Source organism: Thiofaba sp. EF100 (genome assembly GCF_039822285.1).
In the GTDB taxonomy this organism is placed as follows: Bacteria; Pseudomonadota; Gammaproteobacteria; order Halothiobacillales; family Halothiobacillaceae; genus Thiofaba.
Genome location: NZ_JBAJEY010000004.1, coordinates 139800 through 155502 on the forward strand (window position 1 = coordinate 139800; position 15703 = coordinate 155502).

Genomic DNA, 15703 nt, shown 5'->3' on the forward strand with positions numbered 1-15703 from the left:
CTAGCCCTGGCGATGACGGGCCAGGGCATCCAGCAGATCACCGGCGATGTCGAGGCCAAAGCAGGCATCCAGCTCGCGGATGCAGGTGGGGCTGGTCACGTTGATCTCGGTAATGTAGTCGCCGATCACGTCGAGACCGACGAAGTACAGGCCCATCGCGCGCAGGGTGGGGCCGATCCTCTCGCACAGCCAGCGGTCACGGGCGGTGAGTTCCACCCCCACGCCGCGCCCTCCTGCGGCAAGGTTGGCGCGAAACTCACCGCTCGGCGGGATGCGTGCCAGGGCGTAGGGCACGGGCGTTCCATCGATCATGAGGATGCGCTTGTCGCCTTCCGTCACGGCGGGCAGGAATTTCTGCGCCATGATCCACTGCCGGCCCCCCTGGGTCAGCAGCTCGACGGCGGTGCGCAGGTTCATGTCGCCGCGCGCGAGGCGGAACACCCCCTGGCCGCCCATCACGTCGAGCGGCTTGAGGACGATCTCGCCGTGGGTATCGAGGAAGGCGCGGATGTCCTCCTCGCGACTGCTGACCAGGGTGGGCGGGATGCACTCGGGAAAATGGGTGGCGAACAACTTCTCGTTGACCGCCTGCAGGGCTGCCGGGCGGTTGGCGACCAGGCTGCCTGCGCGCTCCGCGAGGGCGAGGATCTGGGTGGCGTGCAGGTAGCGCGCATCGAACGGCGGATCCTGGCGCATCAAGAGGATGTCCAGCTCGCCGAGGGGCGTCGCGCGCGGCTCGCCGAGGGTGAACCAGTCGGACCGATCGTCCCGCACCTCGATGGGGCGGGCATGGCCGAAGGCGTGGCCGTCTTGCACGGACAGGTCACCCAGCTCCAGATACCAGCACTCCCAGCCGCGCCTCTGCGCGGCCAGCAGCATGGCGAAGCTGGAATCCTTGTAGGGCTTGATGGCGCCGATCGGGTCCATCACCACGCCGAGTTTCATGCGGCCTTCTCCTGGCGGACCTCGGCCTGTTCGCGCGCCGCCGCCAGCAGGGCCAGGCGGGCGATCACGCCATAGGCATAGAAGCGGTTGGGCGGGGCGTCCGGCGCCTGCTGGCAGTCGGGGGTGGTGCAGGACTCATCGAAGGCGAGCGGCATGAAGTGGGCGCCGGGGGCGTTCAGGTTCTCGTCGTCGCCGCGCTGGGTGTGCACGCGGTAAAAGCCTCCCACGACGAAGCGGTCGATCATGTATACCACCGGTTCGGCGACCGCGCCGGCGATGCTCTCGAAGGTGTAAACCCCCTCCTGCACGATCACGCGCGAGATGCCGAGCCCCTCCTTGCTCGCCGCCATGCGGGTGCGTTCCTTGCGGTTGAGGTTGCGCACCTCTTCCACCGAACGGGCCATCATCACCCCCATGCCGTAGGTGCCGGAGTCGGCCTTGATCACCACGAACGGCTCGCGGTCGATGCCGTATTCGGCATATTTCGCCTGAATGCGCGTCAGCAGCCGCCCGACCCGATCGGCCAGGCAGTCCTCGCCCTCTCGCTTCATGAAGTCGATCTCGCCGCAATCGTCGAACAACGGGTTGATCAGCCAGGGGTCGATGTTGGCCATGGAGGCGAACTCGCGCGCCACAGCGTCGTAATGGCGGAAATGGGTGGATTTTTTGCGCCTCCACCAGCCGAGCTCGAGCGGCGGGATGACCGTCTGCTCCAGGTCCTCCAGGATGGCCGGTACGCCGGCGGAGAGGTCGTTGTTGAGCACCACCGCGCAAGGCGAAAAACCGCCCGCCTCGACGCGGCGGCCCTTGCGCGTAAGCGGCAGCAGGGTCAGCTTGCGACCGGATGGCAGGTCCACGGTCATCGGCTCGGTCTGCTCCTCGATCAACGAGCCGACGCGCACCTCGAAGCCGGCTTGCTCGGCCAGGTCACGCAGGGTAGCCACGTTCTCCAGGTAGTAGAGGTTGCGGGTGTGGCGCTCGGGCAGCAGCAAGAGGCCGCGCGCCTTGGGGCAGAGGTGCTCCATCGCCGTCTGCAGGGCATGGATGCAGAGCGGGGCAAAGGCCGGGTTGAGGTTGTTGAAGCCGGCCGGGAACAGGTTGGTGTCCACCGGGGCAAGCTTGAAGCCCGCGTTGCGCAGGTCGACCGAGCAGTAGAACGGCGCGGGGGTGTCGAGGAAGGCCTGCCGCAGCCAGGTCTCGATCGCGGTCTGGCGGTCCAGCAGGTGGGACTCGATCTCCTGCAGCGGGCCCTGGTGGGCGGTGGTCAGGAACGGGACGGCATCAAGCAGCGGCATGGTGGTCTCTCTTTTCGGCTAGGCATAGTTTAGCAGCAGGATCCAGCCGCCCCCTGGCCCGAGGAGGGCGAGGGCGGCACAGAAGGGCTTGGATTTGGAAAGGTATTTCGGATAAATTCGGTAGACACGAGTAAAACCGCTCGACCGTACCGATGAGGGCCTGCTTTGATGGATACGCCTGAAGCCCCGCAAGTCACTGAGTTCAGTGGACTGAAGATCATGGTCGTGGATGACAGCAAGACCATCCGCCGCACGGCCGAGACCCTGCTGGCCAAGGCGGGGTGCATCATCGACACCGCCGTCGATGGTTTTGATGCCCTCGGCCGGATCCCGGTCTTTGAGCCGGATCTCATCTTCATCGACATCCTCATGCCGCGTCTTGACGGCTATCAGACCTGCGCGCTGATCAAGAACAACCGGCGCTTCCGGCGCACCCCCGTCATCCTCCTGTCAAGCAAGGACAGTATCTTCGACAAGGCGCGCGGCCGCATCGTCGGGGCGGACGACTACCTGACCAAGCCCTTCACCAGCGAGGAGTTGCTCGCCGCTCTGCGCCAGCACGCGCGCCGGGCGAAGGATGTCGAAAGCCTGACACTGGTCGGATAAGCGCCAAGCCCTTCCTTATTCACGCCCTATTGATGCCCATTGCGGAGCCCTGTTCATGGCCCATGTCCTGATCGTCGACGATTCCCCCACCGAACGGCATGTCCTGCAGGGTATGCTCGAGCGCAACGGCTTCAAGGTCAGCCTGGCCACCAACGGCGAAGAGGGTGTGGCCCAGGCCAAGGCCATCAAGCCCGATCTCATCCTGATGGATGTGGTCATGCCCGGTCTCAATGGCTTCCAGGCCACCCGGGAGCTCTCCCGCACGCCGGACACGGCCTCGATCCCGGTGATCATCGTGACCACCAAGGATCAGGAAACCGACCGGATCTGGGGCATGCGTCAAGGGGCCCGGGATTACCTCACTAAGCCGGTGCAGGAGTCTCAGCTCATGACGACGATCCGCTCCCTGATTGGGGCCTGACTTTGAGCTCCCCAGCCTTCGCCCGCCTGCGCGCGCTGGAAGGGCTCGCTCTGGCCCGTGCCGCGGGTCTGCCACGGCGGGAGGCCCTGACCCGTCACTGGACTGCGCTGGCTTTCCGGCTCGGGGATGAGACCTTTGTCAGCCCGCTCGATCAGGTGGCCGAGATCCTGCCCATGCCCGCCGTCACCCGCTTGCCGTTGGCCCAGCCCTGGGTGCTGGGGGTGGCTAACCTGCGGGGTGAGCTGACGCCGATCATCGACATGATGGGACTTTTGGGGCGGGGGCGCGTATCCCCCGACCCGCGCGCCCGCGTGCTGGTGTCCAGGCGCGAGGCCTGGCCCCTCGGTCTGCTGGTCAGTGAGTCATTGGGGCTGCGGCATTTCCAGGTCGAGGCGCGGCGCCCGTTGGAACAACCGCCGCCGGGGCTTGCGGCTTACGTCCTCGAGGAGGTGGTCGAGCCTTGGCGCTCGTGGAAGATTCTCGACCTCCAGCGTCTGCTGCATGGCGAGGACGTCTTGCGTACCGCGCTCCAGTAAATCCAGGCGCGGAGCGAAGCTTTTTCGGCGTCCTGCCCGGAGGTTCGGGTGGGTTCGGCACATTCTGAAACGACAACTAATGCGTTGAATCATCAAAGAGGAAACACGCATGGCCCAGACGAAACGTGATGACGCGCGAGCTCGTGGCATCGGACGCAACATTGTGCCGCTCATCGCCTTGGCGGTGGTGCTGCTTGTGGCCACGGTAGGCATCTTCAGCTACGTGGCGTATGTCGATCACAACCGTCTGCAGTGGCGTCTGACGGCCAGCCAGATCGAACGTTTCAGCCCGGAGCTGGTGAGCGACGCCCTGCGTGCCGTGACGGGCCAGGAAGATGCGGCGGCCCAGCTGCAGGTCAAGATCAACGTGTTCGAGTCCCTGCTGAGCAAGCTGGAGAAGGGCGATCCGGAAACCCGCATGCCCCCGGTGAAGGATGACCTGCGTGCATCGCTTGAGGCCGTCCGCTTCAACTGGGGGCAGGTGCGTCCGACCCTTGAGAGCATCATCGCCGCGGGACCGGCCTATGCGCGGGTCAAGGCGGCCGGCGAGGTGATCGTGCGTGAGGTGCCGGAGATCATCGCCCTGTCCGATGAGGTGGTGCAGCAGATGGTGCGCGCAGGCGTCGGGCCGGGACAGACCTATCTGGCGCAGCGTCAGCAGTTCCTGATCCTGCGCATGAAGACCGCGGCCAGCGAACTGCTGCGTGGCGAGGAGAATGCCTCGGTGGCGCTGGAGAAATTTGGCCGCGACGCTGCGCTGTTCGAGCGCGTGCTCGAGGCCATGCTTTCCGGCCGCGGTGACCCCGAGGTCCAGCGCGTCGAGGAGCCCAGCGCCCGTGAAAAACTGCGTCAGGTGGCGGTCAAATACGGTGCCATGCGCGAGTCCGTGGACGCGGTGATGCAGAGCGGCCCCACGATCCTCGAGGCCAGCAAGGCCTTCCAGGCCAGCGACGAACTCTCCACCGGGCTGATCGCCGCGGCCGGCGACCTGCAGCGCAAGGCCACCAGCGAGCACGATGCCCTGTTCATGGTGAACATCGCCGGCTATGTCACCGCGGCCGCCACGCTGATTGCGGTGATTCTGCTCGGCGTGGTCCTGGTGCGTGATGCCCGCCGCCGTGAGGAAATCTCCCGCGAACAGAACGACCGCAACCAGCAGGCCATCCTGCGCTTGCTCGATGAGATGATGAACCTCGCGGAGGGCGACCTCACCCGTCATGCCACCGTGACCGAGGACATCACCGGGGCCATTGCGGACTCCGTGAACTACACCATCGACGCGCTGCGCGACCTGGTGGCCACCATCCAGCGGACCGCGGAGCAGGTGGGCAGTTCGGCGGGGGTGTCCCAGGCCACCTCCATGCGCCTGTCCGAGGCCAGCCAGGAACAGGCCCTGCGCATCGAGCAGGCGAGCGAGGCGGTGAACATCATCGCCGGCAAGGTGAGCGAGGTGGCCGAAGGTGCGGTGGACTCCGTCTCCGTTGCGCAGTCCTCGATGGAAGTGGCGCACAAGGGGGGCGAGGCCGTGCGTCAGACCATCCACGGCATGGAGCGCATCCGCGAGCAGATCCAGGATACCTCCAAGCGCCTCAAGCGTCTGGGTGAATCCTCGCAGGAGATCGGTGACATCGTAGGCCTGATTACCGACATTGCCGACCAGACCAACATCCTCGCCCTGAATGCGGCGATCCAGGCCGCCATGGCGGGCGAGGCCGGCCGCGGCTTCGCCGTGGTCGCGGACGAAGTCCAGCGCCTCGCGGAGCGCGTCGGTAACGCAACCAAGCAGATCGAGACCCTGGTGAAGACCATTCAGTCCGACACCCAGGAGGCGATGCTGTCCATGGAGCAAACCACCACCAACGTGGTGGGCGGCGCCCAGGTGGCGGAAAACGCCGGCCGCTCGCTGGAGGAGATCGAGACCGTATCCGCGACCCTGGCCCAGCGCATCCAGGCCATCGCCCAGGCCGCGCGCGAGCAGTTGGAGGAGGCCGCCCGCATCCGTGAAACGATGCACCTGATCTCCGAGCAGACCTCGAGCACCGCGCAAGATGCGCAAGAGGCGGCCCAGGAGATCGGCAAGCTCAACGAACTGGCAAGCGAGCTGCGCACCTCGGTTGCGGGCTTCAAGCTGCCTGAGTCGGCCTGAGTGGGGCTGCCTGTCCGCCCCTTCTGCCTGCGCGACTCGCGTTTCCTGAATGGAGCCTTCCGGCATGCAAACTGACCTGCCGGCCCCCCTCCTCACCCGGGGCGGCCCAACAGCGGGACTGACGGAGTCCATCCCCGCCCCCTCCCTTTCAGGGGGCGCGAAGCCAGACAACACGACTCCCAGCGGTGTCGTCATTGATCGGCTGGGCCTGACCTGGGTCCAGCCCGCGATGGACGAGGCCTGGGGACAGGTGCGCTCAAGCCTGGAGGCCTTCGTTCAGGATCCGGCGAACTCCGCGATTCTGCGTCCTGCGCTCGAGCAGGTGCACCACTTGGCCGGACTGTTCGGCCTCATGGAATTGCCTGCCGCGCGCCTGACCCTGCTCGAGGCCGGGCGACTGCTGGGGGCGCTGCAGCATCAGCAGGGGGAGCCGGACCCCGCAGCGGTGGAAGCCATCCATGGACTCCGCCCTTCGGGTGACGCTTCGCGACCCAACGCCGTTGCCGACGGTGTTGTTGTCGAGCCGCTGCTGGTGGCGGTGTCCCGCGTGGCTCTCTATGTCGAGCTTTTGCGGCGTGGGGAGGACGTGCCGGAGCTTGCCCTCCTTCCGGCCTGCAATGGCCTGCGCCTGGCGCAGGGGCTGCCCGCCCTCGGGGCGCGATCCTTCCTCGAACGTATCGCGCTCATGCAGGCCGGGCCATTCCGGGAGCACACCTGCGCCCTCGAGGCTGCGCGCGGGGTGGCCGCCGAGGCCCGTACCCTGCTTGAGCGCGCCCTCCTGGCCTGGCTCAAGGCGCAGCCGCAGGCCCATCTGGCCGTCGCCAAGGCCTTCGCCATGGCCGCAGACGGAGCCTCCACGCGGGAGGAAGGGGTGCTCTGGTGGAGTGCCGAGCTTCTGGCCCGAACCTTGGGGGATCCCCGCTTGGCCCAGGCCGGTGGGCTGAAACCCCTGCTCGGACGCCTCAACCGGGAGCTGAAGCAGCGCGCGGAGGTGGGGTTCGAGCCCTCGCCCCAGACCGCGCTCGGCGACAATGAGCTGGCGCATGAGGTCCTGTCCCTGTTGGTCCAGCATGTCAGCCAGCATCCGGCCGTCGTCCAGGCCCTCGCGGCCCTGGGCTGGCCGGCCCAGATCCCTGGGGCACTCGAATCCGAGGCCTCCGAGCATGCCCTGCTGGTGGCCGAGCCGGAGGTCCTGTCCCAGGCCGCGGAACAGCTCAAGGCGGCGCTTGATCCGGTGCAGGACCGCTTCGATCTGGCCATGCGTTCGGGCGATGCCCAGGCGATCCTCGGCCTGGCCCCCGATCTCGACCAGCTTGCGGCAACCATGCGCATGCTGGAGCTTGATGCGGCAGCGGAGGCCCTCGAGGCCGCGGCATCCCGCCTGCATGAGGCCCAGGCGCAGGGCGTGACCCTGGATGAGGGCGGGCTGGAGCACATCGCCGGCACGCTCATGCGCGCTGACGTGGAAATCGGGCGTCTGCGTCTCGGCCTGCCCGAGGGCGAGGGCATCGGTGCACCCATGCTGGTCGAGGCGATGGACGCCGCGGCCGTGCAGGGGCTGGAGGACGTGCTGCTGGCCAAGGAGCTTCTGCTCACCATGTGGAAGGAGGGGGGCGGCGAGGAGCGGCGCGGCGAAGTTCGGCAATTGCTGGAGCGCGTGCGCGGAAGCTTCGAGATGTTGTCCCTGCGCCCCTGGTCCGGACTGGTGGGCGGCATCCTCGACTACGCCGTCGCGCTGCCGCCAGGCGCGGTTCCTCCCGAGCGCGAGCAGGAGTCCGTGGCGGATGTCTTCGCCAGCCTCGAATACGGGCTGGAGAACCTGCGCGACTATCGTCAGGTTCCCGAGCGTGTCCTTGCCTTCGGCGAGGATGCCTTGGCCCGTCTGCGGGGCGGGGCTCAGGCCATCCAGGTGGGCCGTGCATTCGAGGACATGGCCGAGCCGCCCATGCATGCCGACGCCGGGCATCCGCGCGACGAGCAGGCGACCGCCCAGACCGTCGCCGCAGAGGAGGCGCTCCAGCCACCTCCGGTTGAAGTGACCGAGCCCATCCTCGAGGGCGCGCCTCCCGTGGTCGAACAGGCCTCGGAAGCACGTGAGGCGGCTGCTGAATCGCAACCGGCCGTCGAGGTCCCGCGCCTGGTGCCCGAGGATACCGACAGCGAGATCCTCGAGATCTTCATCGAGGAGGCCCGCGAGGTTCTTGAGACCATCCGCACGCAATTCCAGCAATGGAGAAGCGACCCTGGCAACACCTCGGCCCTGGCGGAGCTGCGGCGAGCGTTCCACACCCTGAAGGGCAGTGGTCGCATCATCGGCGCACAGTTGGTGGGCGAGTTCGGCTGGGCCTTCGAAAATCTGCTCAACCGCGTCCTCGAGGGTGTGCTGCCAGCCAGCGACCCCCTGTTCCGGCTGCTGGAGCAGGCGCCAAGCCGATTGGAGCAGCTGCTCGATGCCCTGGAGGGTAAGCCCGGCCTCGTCGTCTCGGAGGTCGAGCGCCTCTGCGAGGCCAGCGCGGCCTTCCTCAGCGAAGGCGCGGCGGCCCTGGATCGCCTGGCCGGCGCGCCCAAGCCGGCCGTCGAGGCCGAGCCACCGGTGGAGGAGGTTGGCCCCTCATCTTCGCATGTGGCCGTGGAAGCGGCAGCGTCCACTCAGGGGCTTCCTCCTTCGGACGAAGCTGCGCAACCGAGCGCCGCTGTTCCCTCCCCGGCGGCGCCGGTTCCGCGCATCGATCCCCAGTTGTACGAGATTTTCCGCAGCGAGGTCGAGGGCTATCTGCAGATCCTGCGCCAGGCGGCCGAGCGTGGCCGGCGCGAAGGCGGACTCCATCCCGATGCGGAGTTGATCCGGGTGACGCACTCCCTGCTGGGCAGTGCGCGTACCGCGGGGGCTCCGCGCATCGTGGCCTTGGCGGGTCATCTTGAACATGCCATGCGCCTTGCCTTCGAAACCCAGCAAGTCTTCGATGCAGCGCTTCTCAATCTGACCGATTCGGCGGTGGACAGCATCGTGCTTCTGCTCGATGACATCGGCGGATTGGAGGTTGAACTCCCTGACCTGGAGCGCCTCGTCCAGGAACTGGGGGATGCGGTGGTCAGGTTGCAGTCTCCCCAGGAGCCTCGCGAAGCCGCCGAAGCCGCCGAAGCCGCCGAAGCCGCCGAAGCCGCCGAAGCCGCCGAAGCCGCCGAAGCCGCCGAAGCCGCCGAAGCGGCCGAAGCGGCCGAAGCGGCCGAAGCGGTGCCCCAGGCCGGCGTCGCCGTCGAACGCGCCCAGGCCGCGGCGGAGGACTATGACATCCCCGCGGATCAGGATCAGATGCTGCTCGCCATCTTCCGCGAGGAGGCCGAGGAGATCCTTGAGCAACTCGACGAGGCCCTTGCCTCCTGGCAGCGCGATCCCGTCAGCAAAGCCCATCAGCAGGCGTTGCAGCGCCATCTGCACACCTTCAAGGGTGGCGCGCGCATGGCCGGCATGCTCCACATGGGCGATCTGGCCCACCATCTCGAAAACGTGTTCATGGACCTGGAGGCCAACCGCTATCCGGTCAATCCTGCCCTGCTGACCTTCATGCAGCGCGTCTTCGACCACTTGCATGGCATGGTCGACCGCCTGCGTGGCGCTCAGCCGATCGCTCCAGCCACCGATCTGGTCACGGCGCTGGAGGGCTTACGAGAGCGTGGCGGCGTCCCGGAGAGTGTGGCGGTTTCGGCGCCTGCGGGGATGGAGGTGCCGGAGGCTGTGCTCGAAGCCGCGCCCGCGCCGCTGCCTGCCGCGGAGATCCCCACCACGGTCGAGCCGGCGGCGCCGGCGTCGCGCGAGGCGGCGACGCCTCCCCCGGTCATGGGGGAGGTGTTGCGTGTCCGTGCCGATCTCCTCGATCGGATGGTGACCTCGGCAGGCGAGTCCGCGATCTACCAAGCCCGCCTGGCCCAGCTTTTCACCGGCTTTGCCCGCCAGTTGCACGAGCTCGAGCAGACCGTGACTCGTCTGCGGGCCCAGCTGCGCCGCATGGAGATCGAGAACGAGGCGCAGATGGTTTGGCGCTTCCAGCAGGAGACCGGCCGGAGCGCGGAGGAGTTCGATCCGCTCGAGTTCGATCGCTTCACCCTGCAGCAAGAGCTGAGCCGCGGCGTGATGGAGTCGCTCGGGGACATCGAGAGCGTGCAGGATACGCTGGAGGATGCCCTGCGTGACGCCGAGATGCTGCTGACCCAGCAGGGCCGCCTTGGCCAGACCTTGCAGGATGGCCTGATGGGTGCGCGCCTGGTGCGCTTCGAGGATGTGGTCCCGCGCCTCAAACGCTTGGTGCGTCAGGTGGCGCGCGACCTTGGCAAGCAGGCCGAACTGACGGTCCACGGCGGGGAGGTCGAGCTCGACCGCGGCCTGCTCAATGCCTTGGTGCCCGCGTTCGAGCACATGTTGCGAAATTCCCTCGCCCACGGCATCGAGCTGCCCGACGAGCGTGTCGCACGCGGCAAGAGCCGGGAGGGCCGCATTCATCTGCGCATCGCCAGTCAGGGGGGACTGATCCAGATCGCCCTGGAGGATGATGGTGCGGGCATCGATGTCGAGGCCGTGCGCCGCAAGGCGCGCGAGAACGGCATCCTCGATGCCCGTTCGGCCGAAGATGATCAGGCGGCGATCCAGTTGATCTTCCATTCCGGGCTCAGCACCGCGCGCGAGGTGTCCATGCTGGCGGGGCGCGGCGTGGGCATGGATGTCGTGGCCGAGGCGTTGCGCCAAGTGGGGGGGGACATCCAGGTCGACAGTCGGCGTGGCGCGGGCGTGAGCTTCAGGCTGCACGTGCCGCTGACCCAGTCGATCACCCAGGGGATCGCCGTCACGGTCGGCGAGCAGGTCTTTGCTCTGCCGTACAGTGGCATCGAGGCCATCCTGAGGGCCCCGGGGGCGCGTTTGAACACCTTGCTTGGCGAGGACGAACCGACCTGGGAACATGCCGGACAGTCGCTGCCACTGGTCGATCTCGGGGCGTTGCTTGGCCTCCCGGGGGCGCGCGTGGGGTCAGGCGAGGGCATGTCTCCCCTGGTGGTACTGCGTTTGGGTGAGCGCCGCATGGTCCTGCGTATCGATGCTCTGCAGGGCAGCCAACAGTTGTTCATCAAGGCGCTCGGCCCCTTCCTCTCCAAGGTGCCCGCCCTGGCAGGGGCCACCCTGCTGGGTGACGGCCGTGTGGTGCTGGTGCTCGACGTGGCGGAGCTCTTCCGCCTTGCCAGCCAAGCGCGGACCAAGCCGGTCGAGGCCCAGGCAGCCCGGGTAAGACGCGCGCAGGTGCTGGTGGTGGACGACTCGATCACCATCCGCAAGGTCACCACGCGCATCCTCGAACGCTACGGCATCGAGGTGGCGACCGCGAAGGACGGCGTCGACGCGCTGGCCTGGCTGCATGACCATCTGCCCACCGTGGTGCTCAGTGATATCGAGATGCCGCGCATGGACGGTTTCGAGCTGCTCGCCTCCATTCGCAACGAGGCGCGCCTCAAGGATCTTCCGGTGGTCATGATCACCTCGCGCACGGGCCAGAAGCATCGCGAGAAGGCCGAGGCCCTCGGGGTCAGTGCCTATCTTGGCAAGCCCTACACGGAGGCGGACCTGATGCAGACCCTGCGGGCCTGGCTGCCGGAGGACGTGGGCCTTGCAACGAGTAGCGTGGCGGGAGGTGCGGCATGACGCATGACGTGCAAAACGACAGCCTGTCAGCCGTGGCGGGTGAGGCCCAGCGGGTCGAGCCTGGGGTTGAGCTCCACCGGGGGGAGCGCATCCTTTGCGCGCGCCTGCCCCTGCAGGGTGTGAGCTTGCTGGTGCCTTATGCCTGCGTGGCGGAGATCGTCAATCTTTCGTTGCGCAGCAATGTCGGTGCCTTCCTCGGCGAGGTCGATTGGCGCGGCGTCCGCATCCCTGTCCTCAGCCTCGAGCGGGCCTGTGGGCGGGAGGTCGAGGTGCCGCGTGGCCGCGTGCGCCTGGTGGTCCTCTACGGTCTGCGGGACAAGGAGAGCCTGCCCTACTATGCCATCGTGCTGGACGGTGCGCCGCGGACCGAGAGCGTTCAGGCCGAGCGGCTCGAGGAGGGGCAGGCCGGTGACTGCGGGCTGCTGGGCAGCGGGGTGAGGATGGGGGGACAGACCTACCATATCCCCGACCTAGAAGCGATCGAGCTCTGGCTGGAAGGGGTTCGTTTCGGTCGCGGATAAGCCCTCCCCGGCGGGGCGGCCCGTCAGACGAAGTCTCCCCAAAGCGTCTGGGCTGCGGCCAGGAGGGCAAGGCCCGCGGTCTCGGTGCGCAGGATGCGCGGCCCCAGACGCACGGGGGTGAAGCCGGATTGGATCGCCTGCGCGATCTCCGCCTCGCTCAGTCCTCCTTCCGGTCCGATCAGCACCTCGAGCGCGGCGGGGCGGTCAAGCTCTGCAAGGCTTGCGGCGCCCTCCGGGGCCAGCACGATTCGGGCGGTGCCTTCGGAGGGGGCGGCCAGCACCGCCCCCAGTCGTGAGGGTTCATCCAGCTGCGGTAGGCGGTTGCGTCCGCACTGCTCGCAGGCCGATTGCAGGATGCCCATCCAGCGCTGCATGCGCCGATCCTGGCGCTCCTCGTCCAGTCTCACCACGCTGCGTTCGGTGGTCACCGGGCTGATGCGGGTGGCCCCGAGTTCGGTGGCTTTCTGCAGGGTGAGGTCCATGCGTTCGCCCTTGCTGAGGCCCTGGATTACCCGTACCGGGAGGGGCGATTCGTGCTCGATGGCCTCGAACGCCAGCACGCTCAGCCCACCATCACCGAGCAGTTCGGCGGCGAACTGGCCGCCCTGGCCGTTGAAGGCGATGACGGGGTGGCCTGGCTTCAGGCGCAGCACGCGCTCCAGGTGCTGGCGGGCCTCTTTGGGCAGAGGAAGCCGCTGTCCGACGGCGAGTGGCAGGTCGAGGAAGACGCGCGGGATCCTCATGCGGTGCTCATCCTCGGGTAGCGACGTCGATGCCCGCGCGGGTGACCGCGGCGAGCATGGCGATCTCGTCCTCGGTGATCACATAGGGCGGCATCCAGTAGACGACGTTGCCGAGCGGGCGCAGCAGGGCTTCGTGCGCGAGGCCGTGTTCGAACACGCGCAGGCCGCGCCGTTCCTGCCAGGGGTAGGGTGTACGCGTGGCCTTGTCCTGCACCATCTCGATGGCGAGGATCATGCCGCGCTGGCGTACTTCGGCGACACGAGGGTGGTCGGCAAGACCGGCCGTGGCCTCGCCCATCACCTGGCTCAAACGCCGGTTGGCCCCCAGCACGTCCGTCTGCTCGAAGAGGTCCAGGGTGGCCAGCGCGGCGGCACAGGCCAGGGGGTTGCCGGTGTAGCTGTGTGAGTGCAGGAAGGCCGAGAGCTTCTCGTAGTCGTCGTAGAACACCCGGTAGACCGCGTCCGTGGTCAGCACCGCGGCAAGCGGCAGGAAGCCGCCGGTCAGGCCCTTGGAGAGGACCATGAAATCCGGGGTGATGCCGGCCTGTTCACAGGCGAACAGGGTGCCGGTGCGGCCGAAACCCACCGCGATCTCGTCCGCGATCAGGTGGACCTGGTAGCGGTCGCACAGCTCGCGCAGCAGCCGCAGGTAGAGCGGGTCGTGCATGCGCATGCCGCTCGCGCATTGCACCAGCGGCTCGATGATCACCGCGCTGATTTCCTCGTGCTGCTCGGCGAGCAGGGCCTCCAGCCCGGCCGCCGCGCGTCGGGCGACGTCGGCACAGCTTTCATGGGGGGCACGGGCGGAGCAGTCGGGGGAGGGGGCCTTGAGCACCTCCATCAGCAGCGGCTGGTAGGTGGCCTTGAACAGGCTCACATCGCCGACCGAGAGGGCGCCGAGGGTCTCGCCGTGGTAGCTGTGCTCGAGGCAGACGAACTTGGTCTTGCGTTTCGCGCCTTGGTTGCGCCAGGCGTGGTAGCTCATCTTCAGCGCCACTTCGATGGCGGAGGAGCCGTTGTCGGCGTAGAACACGCGGGAGAGGCCGTCCGGGGTGAGCTTCACCAGCCGCTCGGAGAGTTCGATCACGGGGGCGTGGGTGAAACCCGCCAGCAGCACGTGTTCGAGGGTGTCGAGCTGCTGTTTGATGCGTGCGGCGATGAAGGGGTTGGCGTGGCCGAACAGGTTGACCCACCAGGAGCTGACCGCGTCCAGGTAGCGGCGGCCGTCGAAGTCATACAGCCACACCCCTTCCCCGCGGGCGATGGGGATCACGGGCAGGCGCTCGTGGTCCTTCATCTGCGTGCAGGGGTGCCAGAGGACATCGAGGTCGCGCCGGCTCCAGGCGGCATTGATGGAATCAGTCACCGCCGCCGTCTCCGCCGCCATCGTCGTGGTCATGGTGGGGGGAGGTCTCCCCGCCGCCGGAGCTGCCATCACGTCCCAGGGGGCGCACCCGCAGGGCCGTGCCCTCCACGCCGATGACCTCCACCCGAGTCCCGGCAGGCAGGTCGGGGCCCAGCACCCGCCAGAGGGTGTCGTCCATGTGCACCCGCCCGACACCGTTCACGATGGGGCTGTCGAGGGTCAGGGTGCGGCCGATGGCCTGCGCGCCGCGCACATTGAGGGTTGGACGGTCCGTCTCGATCGGATGCCGTTTGAGGTAGCGCCGGCCTAGGACGATGGCAAGGATGGAGAGGAGGGCAAACAGGATGAGCTGGACATCCGGCGAGAGCGTGGGGATGAGCCAGAGCAAGACGCCCACCCCCATCGCCGCCACCCCCATCCAGAGGAAATAGGTGGAGGGGGCCAGGATTTCGAGGATCATCAGCGCCAGCCCCAGGGCCAGCCAGTGCCAGTAGTCCAGATCAGGCATGCGGCTTGTCCTTGAGGAAGGCCTCTTTGGCGAGCTCACCGATGCCCTCCAGCGAGCCGAGGATCCCGGAGGCCTCGATCGGCAGCATGATGACCTTCTGGTTGGGGGCGGTGGCCACCGACTGGAAGGCCTCGATGTACTTGCTGGCGACGAAGTAGTTGATGGCCTGTACGCTGCCGCCGGCAATCGCCTCGCTCACCGTGCGGGTGGCGACGGCCTCGGCCTGGGCCAGACGCTCGCGCGCCTCCGCCTCACGGAAGGCCGCCTCCTTCTCACCCTCGGCCTTGAGGATCTGCGCCTGCTTCTCGCCATCCGCCTTGAGGATGGCCGCCTGGCGCAGACCCTCCGCCTCCAGGATGGCCGCACGCTTGTCACGTTCGGCCTTCATCTGCCGGGCCATGGAATCCACCAGGTCCTTGGGCGGGGTGATGTCCTTGATCTCGATGCGGGTGATCTTGGTGCCCCAGGGAGAGGTGGCCTCGTCCACCACGGTCAACAGGCGGGCGTTGATCTCATCGCGCTTGGAGAGCAGCTCGTCCAGGGCCATGGAGCCCATGACGGTGCGGATGTTGGTCATGGTGAGGTTGAGGATGGCGTACTCGAGGTTGTGCACCTCGTAGGCCGCCTTGGCGGCATCCAGCACCTGGAAGAACACCACGCCATCGACCTGGACCATGGCGTTGTCCTGGGTGATGACCTCCTGCGAGGGCACATCCAGCACCTGTTCCATCATGTTCATCTTGCGCCCGATGCGGTCGACGAACGGGACGATGAGGTTGAGGCCGGGCTCCAGGGTACGCATGTAGCGACCGAAACGCTCGACCGTGTACTCCCGCCCCTGGGGGACGGTCTTGACCCCGGCGAGGATGAAGACAATGGCCAGGGCCAGGAGCATGAGGGCGAAGCTGGACATGACGCGGTTCCTTGTAT

General features: G+C 67.4%; 12 protein-coding genes. 6 read left to right on the forward strand and 6 right to left on the reverse strand.

Annotated features, from left to right (window positions below):
- Complete coding sequence (gene gshB / locus V6D91_RS08595; RefSeq protein WP_347319576.1) at positions 1–945, reverse strand: glutathione synthase; 945 nt, start codon at positions 943–945, stop codon at positions 1–3.
- Positions 942–2240, reverse strand: coding sequence for a glutamate--cysteine ligase (gene gshA, locus V6D91_RS08600; protein WP_347319578.1), 1299 nt, complete (start codon positions 2238–2240; stop codon positions 942–944). The genes gshB and gshA overlap by 4 nt, the downstream gene beginning before the upstream one ends.
- Positions 2241–2408: 168 nt before the next feature.
- Here gshA and V6D91_RS08605 point away from each other — a divergent pair, with 168 nt between their 5' ends.
- From V6D91_RS08605 to V6D91_RS08630, 6 genes are all read left to right on the forward strand, one after another.
- Positions 2409–2846 carry a response regulator gene (locus tag V6D91_RS08605; protein WP_347319580.1) on the forward strand — a complete coding sequence of 146 codons (438 nt, stop codon included), beginning with the start codon at positions 2409–2411 and terminating at the stop codon, positions 2844–2846.
- 55 nt (positions 2847–2901) lie between these two features.
- Positions 2902–3267: a response regulator gene (locus V6D91_RS08610; RefSeq protein WP_347319582.1), complete on the forward strand. Its 366-nt coding sequence runs from the start codon at positions 2902–2904 to the stop codon at positions 3265–3267.
- Between the two features lie 2 nt (positions 3268–3269).
- Positions 3270–3803 (forward strand): chemotaxis protein CheW, encoded by a 534-nt coding sequence (locus V6D91_RS08615; protein ID WP_347319584.1) that lies wholly within the window; start codon positions 3270–3272, stop codon positions 3801–3803.
- A 109-nt stretch (positions 3804–3912) separates the two neighbouring features.
- Positions 3913–5949, forward strand: a complete 2037-nt coding sequence (locus tag V6D91_RS08620; RefSeq protein WP_347319586.1) for a methyl-accepting chemotaxis protein — start codon at positions 3913–3915, stop codon at positions 5947–5949.
- A gap of 64 nt (positions 5950–6013) precedes the next feature.
- On the forward strand, positions 6014–11635 hold the full coding sequence (locus V6D91_RS08625; RefSeq protein WP_347319588.1) for an Hpt domain-containing protein: 5622 nt from the start codon (positions 6014–6016) through the stop codon (positions 11633–11635).
- Positions 11632–12156 (forward strand): chemotaxis protein CheW, encoded by a 525-nt coding sequence (locus V6D91_RS08630; RefSeq protein WP_347319590.1) that lies wholly within the window; start codon positions 11632–11634, stop codon positions 12154–12156. The genes V6D91_RS08625 and V6D91_RS08630 overlap by 4 nt, the downstream gene beginning before the upstream one ends.
- Before the next feature lie 23 nt (positions 12157–12179).
- On the opposite strand, the gene V6D91_RS08635 is transcribed toward V6D91_RS08630, so the two are convergent.
- From V6D91_RS08635 to V6D91_RS08650, 4 genes are read right to left on the reverse strand one after another with little or no spacing between them, the layout of a single operon-like run.
- Entirely contained in the window at positions 12180–12899 is a 720-nt protein-coding gene (locus V6D91_RS08635) for a 16S rRNA (uracil(1498)-N(3))-methyltransferase (protein WP_347319592.1), read from the reverse strand.
- Between the two features lie 7 nt (positions 12900–12906).
- Positions 12907–14286: an adenosylmethionine--8-amino-7-oxononanoate transaminase gene (locus V6D91_RS08640; protein WP_347319735.1), complete on the reverse strand. Its 1380-nt coding sequence runs from the start codon at positions 14284–14286 to the stop codon at positions 12907–12909.
- Complete coding sequence (locus V6D91_RS08645; RefSeq protein WP_347319594.1) at positions 14258–14773, reverse strand: NfeD family protein; 516 nt, start codon at positions 14771–14773, stop codon at positions 14258–14260. The genes V6D91_RS08640 and V6D91_RS08645 overlap by 29 nt, the downstream gene beginning before the upstream one ends.
- Positions 14766–15686, reverse strand: a complete 921-nt coding sequence (locus V6D91_RS08650) for an SPFH domain-containing protein (protein ID WP_347319596.1) — start codon at positions 15684–15686, stop codon at positions 14766–14768. Before V6D91_RS08650 ends, V6D91_RS08645 begins: the two co-directional genes overlap by 8 nt.
- Positions 15687–15703 lie beyond the last annotated feature (17 nt).

Coding starts and splice junctions, on each gene's coding strand:
- gshB (WP_347319576.1), bottom strand. CDS start 945: ATGAAACTCGGCGTGGTGATGGACCCGATCGGCGCCATCAAGCCCTAC.
- gshA (WP_347319578.1), bottom strand. CDS start 2,240: ATGCCGCTGCTTGATGCCGTCCCGTTCCTGACCACCGCCCACCAGGGC.
- V6D91_RS08605 (WP_347319580.1), top strand. CDS start 2,409: ATGGATACGCCTGAAGCCCCGCAAGTCACTGAGTTCAGTGGACTGAAG.
- V6D91_RS08610 (WP_347319582.1), top strand. CDS start 2,902: ATGGCCCATGTCCTGATCGTCGACGATTCCCCCACCGAACGGCATGTC.
- V6D91_RS08620 (WP_347319586.1), top strand. CDS start 3,913: ATGGCCCAGACGAAACGTGATGACGCGCGAGCTCGTGGCATCGGACGC.
- V6D91_RS08625 (WP_347319588.1), top strand. CDS start 6,014: ATGCAAACTGACCTGCCGGCCCCCCTCCTCACCCGGGGCGGCCCAACA.
- V6D91_RS08630 (WP_347319590.1), top strand. CDS start 11,632: ATGACGCATGACGTGCAAAACGACAGCCTGTCAGCCGTGGCGGGTGAG.
- V6D91_RS08635 (WP_347319592.1), bottom strand. CDS start 12,899: ATGAGGATCCCGCGCGTCTTCCTCGACCTGCCACTCGCCGTCGGACAG.
- V6D91_RS08640 (WP_347319735.1), bottom strand. CDS start 14,286: ATGGCGGCGGAGACGGCGGCGGTGACTGATTCCATCAATGCCGCCTGG.
- V6D91_RS08645 (WP_347319594.1), bottom strand. CDS start 14,773: ATGCCTGATCTGGACTACTGGCACTGGCTGGCCCTGGGGCTGGCGCTG.
- V6D91_RS08650 (WP_347319596.1), bottom strand. CDS start 15,686: ATGTCCAGCTTCGCCCTCATGCTCCTGGCCCTGGCCATTGTCTTCATC.